Origin of the sequence: Oligoflexus sp. (assembly GCF_035638955.1) — a bacterium.
Classification (GTDB): Bacteria; Bdellovibrionota_B; Oligoflexia; order Oligoflexales; family Oligoflexaceae; genus Oligoflexus.
Genome location: NZ_DASQYZ010000106.1, coordinates 1 through 4,332 on the forward strand (window position 1 = coordinate 1; position 4,332 = coordinate 4,332).

The window sequence follows — 4,332 nt, forward strand, 5'->3', positions numbered from 1 at the left end:
AGAAAAAAGCAAGCTGACCTTGACAGCGATCCATCCAAGGCGTCATGAACTGCAGGAAGGCGTTGCGCTGCTCCGGTCGGAAACAAGGACCTGGCGGTCGGATTCAAGCGGACCTGGCGGTCGGAAATCGTGGAATGCGCAAGAAGCAAGTGTTTGATGAAAGCGATCTATTGGGATCGCACCGGATTCGCTCTCTGGCAAAAGCGATTGGAGCGGGAGAAGTTTCGTTGGCCTATTAAATTGCAGGACGACATCATTTTGGTATCAGCCGAGCAACTTGAATGGCTTCTTGCTGGCCTTGACATCGTGAAGGCCAAACCCCATGAAACTCTTCACTTTGACGATTTTACCTGAAGACGATAGCACCGCAAGGTGCTATATATCCCCACCATGGAAACTTCGAATCATCAGCAAATTCTAAGTGAAAACGATGCGCTGCGCGAAGTCGCACGCTTGCGTGAAGATGTAGCTTACCTCGAAGAACTGGTCAAGCTCTTCAAGCACCAGAAATTCGGCTCAAAAAGTGAAGCCAATCGCCATCCGGGCGAACAGCTCCTTTTCAACGAAGCTGAGGCCGATGCTGACTCTGACCTTATTGATGACGCTGGTGAAGATAACGAGCCAAAGGATTCCAAACCCAGAGGGAAGCCGTCACGAAAGGCCTTGCCTGAAAGGCTTCCCAGAGTTGACCGCATAATCGACCTCCCCGACAACGAAAAATTCTGCCCAGTATCCGGAAAACCTCTACACCGCATAGGTGAGGAGGTGACCGAGCAGTTGGATATAGTGCCTGCAACGGTCCAGGCGATCAGAACGATAAGGCCGAAGTATGCCTGCTCATGCGGAGACTGCACTCCTAAGTCAATGCAACTTCCGCCGCAACCCATTCCCAAGAGCATGGCCAGCCCAGGGCTCTTGGCTTTTGTCGTAACGTCCAAGTATGCAGACGGAATGCCGCTCTATCGGCAGGAAGGGATTCTGCAACGAATCGGCTGCGATATTCCACGAGCAACCCTTGCCAGCTGGGTCGTCCGTTGTGGAGAGCTGGTCGCGCCTATCATCCAGCTATTGCAGCAAAAAATACTGAAAGGCCCGCTTGTTCAATGCGATGAGTCACCAATCCAGGTTCTAAAAGTCCCTGGCAAAAAGCCTACCAGTAAAAGTTTTATGTGGATTATTGCTGCGTCGGATGAGGGCGGGAGAAAAATTGTCCTATATGAGTTCTCGCCAACTCGAAGCGGCGAAGTCCCTTTAAGAATATTCAAGGGATATAAGGGTTATGTGCAAACCGATGGCTACGAAGGCTATTCGCAGCTCGCGCTCGTGCCCGGCATCGTTCACGTTGGAGATTGGGTCCACGTAAGAAGAAAATTCAAGGACGCGATCAAGGGCAGAAAAGCCGGAGCCAAGGCGTCTTTCGCCGATCATGCTCTCAATGCTATGGCGGAGCTTTATAGAATTGAAAATGAATGCATGGGTGATGATGCCAGACGGTTGGCCCGTCAAACCCAATCAAGGAAAATGATAGACGATCTCCGAAGCTGGCTCGACACCGCTTTGCACAGGGTACCACCGAAGTCGCTAACTGGGAACGCGCTGGCTTATATGGACGGTCAATGGCCGAAGCTGGTGCGTTTCCTGGATGATCCGGCAGTCGGACTTGATACCAATCTGGTCGAAAACTCCACCAGACCCTTTGTCCTTGGCCGGCGGGCATGGTTGTTCTCAGATACCGTAAAGGGAGCCTGTGCCAGTGCCGCTCTCTACAGCCTCATTATCACGGCTCGCTCTAACGGCATCGAACCCTACCACTACCTCACCCGGCTTTTCTCTGAGCTTCCCAAGGCCACTTCACCAGCCGATATTGAGGCTCTTTTGCCCTGGAACATCTCGACCTCCCGATGACTCGCAATCATCACGGCAAATCGAATCGGGGCACTGGATATGAGCGGGCGCTTAGGAAGCAGCCAGGGATATTTGTCACTGAACGCGAGCGGTATCAACCACCACCACAGGCGCGGCGATTTCCAAAGTCGAACGCTTTTCGCGGCCCGTGCGGGCCTGCCAAGCCCCGTATCCCGATTGAACCTTTTGGGCTCCAGCGTGGATGGCGAACTCCATCGCAATCGCCTCAAACCGATTCCGCAGGCGGGAAAGGTCTGAGAATCCTATACCACTCCTTTGGCTAACAAGGGCATCGAAACATACAGAGGACCTTTGTTGGTTTCATAACAATCGACCATTCTTCCATCTACGATTCCGTGAGCCATACGCCCCCTTTTTTCCATGCCGTTCTTTTCAAGGAATTTGTTCAGTTCATCGATCACTTCTCCCCAAGTCCTCGCTTTCTCAAACAAGAGCGCGGTTTCCGGTGTTTTTCCATCAAACTTCACAACCATTTTTTTGTCTGCGAACGCGCTGTTTGGGGATTTGGAGGTAGGGTGAATTAGTCGTTCTGCGAGGTCTTCTATCAGCACACACATTGATAACAGTATCAAATCTTGATTCTGCGCCGCGCTAAAGGCTTTGAGAGTAAACGAATACAGTTTATCTCGTATAGGCGCGACTCTTTCGGCTAAACAGTTATCCAGTAAGACATCATCTATAGAATTTCCAGCACAAACGACAGAATTTGCCCCATAGTTAGGGTGGACAAAATCACATAGTTCATCGTACATATTCTTTGTTCCTGGAGCCTCCTTTTCAAGGTCGGCAATACCATCGTTTACATGAATCGGCGATACGGTTGATCCAGTGGTACTGGAGCCAAGGAAAAATTGGTTCATCTTCTTTTCAAGAAGCTTGAAATTTTGCTCTATACTCTTTTTGGATGGATTTTTCAGTGCATCATTGTACCTTTTTTTTGCGATCTGCACCAAGTGCGCAGCAGTTCCAGAATGCTCGATAATTGCGCGAGCGACAAAAGCCAATACAAGCAGCTCTTGACGCTCCAACGCTCCAATTCCGGAGACGGCGAGTGAACGTATTTTCGATCCGATTATTAGTGCTGCAGCCCCTAGACGATGCGAGGCTTCAATCAATAGAAGGGCACTCTCATAACACCCATCCCCTTCCGCCCTTTTTGAATCCGCGAGAATGCGTTCACGCGTTTTTTGCAAAGTTACGTGCATGGCAGGCATATCCAGAGCTGCTATTCGCCGCATTTCGTCATCAAGACTTTTGAATAAATCGTCTTCCATTTGGGCTCCACGATGAAGGTGTTGGATCCTTCAATTATACCCTAAGCCGCCACCGCCCACACCCCATCCCCCTTCTTCACCTTCCGTGGCTTTGCAACCAATCCTAATCCATTACTCCCATCCAGGCAGAAAACCATCTGCACAACATCGCCTGGGAACACAATCGCGCAGCAATGAAGCCAGCAGCTCGGTCCACGATTGTAACCCATGTCACGATTCGCCATTTATTCCAACTCATTGTCAACTTCAGTCGACACCCTATGCCATAGACGTGATACGGTCCCGTACTAATTTCAGAGACGGCTCTGGAATTTGAAACGTTGTGTTGTGCTATTAAATGGAGAAGAACTGATGACAAAAGTCGAAGGTTATGAACATAAGCTCTTATTCGGCCTTTTAAGTGCTTATCTTGCTATGAGCGCATGTAGTGGCGCAAGTTGGATCTGTTGCAAAAAAAAACGTAGTATGAGGCTCTATCATAGGCCATAGTCGCTGATCGCCTTATCCACGGAGCGGATATGGCCATCAGTTTCAAAGGCAAACATTTCCCCAAGTCTGTTGTGCTGACCTGCATACGCTGGTACCTCAGCTATAAACTCTCCCTCAGAGACCTCGAGGAAATGATGGCTGAACGCGGTGTTGAGCTGGACCATTCCACAATTCATAGGTGGGTCGTCCGGCACACTCCGGAGCTGGAAGCTGAGTTTAGAAGAAGAAAGAAACCAGTGGGCGAAAGCTGGAGGTGGGACGAGATGGCCATCAAGGTCAAGGGAAAGCTCAAATGGCTTTACCGGGCCGTGGACAGTGATGGCGATACGATAGACTTTCTTCTATCGGCAAAACGGGATCAAAAAGCGGCCCTGAGGTTTTTGAAAAAGGCCATTCGTCAGCACGGTGTCCCCGTGAAGATCAATACGGACAAGTCAGGAGCCAACGCCGCCGGTCTCGAGGCTTTCAATCATGAGCATTCAACTGACATTGAGCTCCGGCAGGTGAAGTATCTCAATAACCTTATCGAGCAGGATCACAGGCGAGTGAGGCAAAGAACAAGGCCAATGCTCGGATTTAAAACCTTTATGTCGGCGGCGAAGACCATCGCCGGAATCGAGATGATGGCCATGATCAAAAAAGG

Annotated in this window: 5 protein-coding genes; 3 read left to right on the forward strand and 2 right to left on the reverse strand. The window is 50.1% G+C overall.

Translation table 11 applies throughout. The features are described 5' to 3' along the window. The first annotated feature begins 129 nt into the window (after positions 1–129). Together tnpB and tnpC are read left to right on the forward strand one after the other, a co-directional pair. On the forward strand, positions 130–354 hold the full coding sequence (gene tnpB / locus VE954_RS10205) for an IS66 family insertion sequence element accessory protein TnpB (RefSeq protein WP_324952303.1): 225 nt from the start codon (positions 130–132) through the stop codon (positions 352–354). 36 nt (positions 355–390) lie between these two features. After that, positions 391–1,905 (forward strand): IS66 family transposase, encoded by a 1,515-nt coding sequence (tnpC, locus tag VE954_RS10210; RefSeq protein ID WP_324952305.1) that lies wholly within the window; start codon positions 391–393, stop codon positions 1,903–1,905. 75 nt (positions 1,906–1,980) lie between these two features. Here tnpC and VE954_RS10215 read toward each other — a convergent pair whose 3' ends face one another. Then, entirely contained in the window at positions 1,981–2,121 is a 141-nt protein-coding gene (locus VE954_RS10215; protein WP_324952307.1) for a hypothetical protein, read from the reverse strand. A gap of 47 nt (positions 2,122–2,168) precedes the next feature. After that, a complete protein-coding gene (locus VE954_RS10220; protein WP_324952309.1) occupies positions 2,169–3,200 on the reverse strand; it encodes a hypothetical protein in 1,032 nt (343 codons plus the stop codon). A 518-nt stretch (positions 3,201–3,718) separates the two neighbouring features. On the opposite strand from VE954_RS10220, the gene VE954_RS10225 reads away from it, so the two are divergent. After that, a partial coding sequence (locus tag VE954_RS10225) for an IS6 family transposase (RefSeq protein ID WP_324952311.1) occupies positions 3,719–4,332 on the forward strand: 614 nt, incomplete at its 3' end.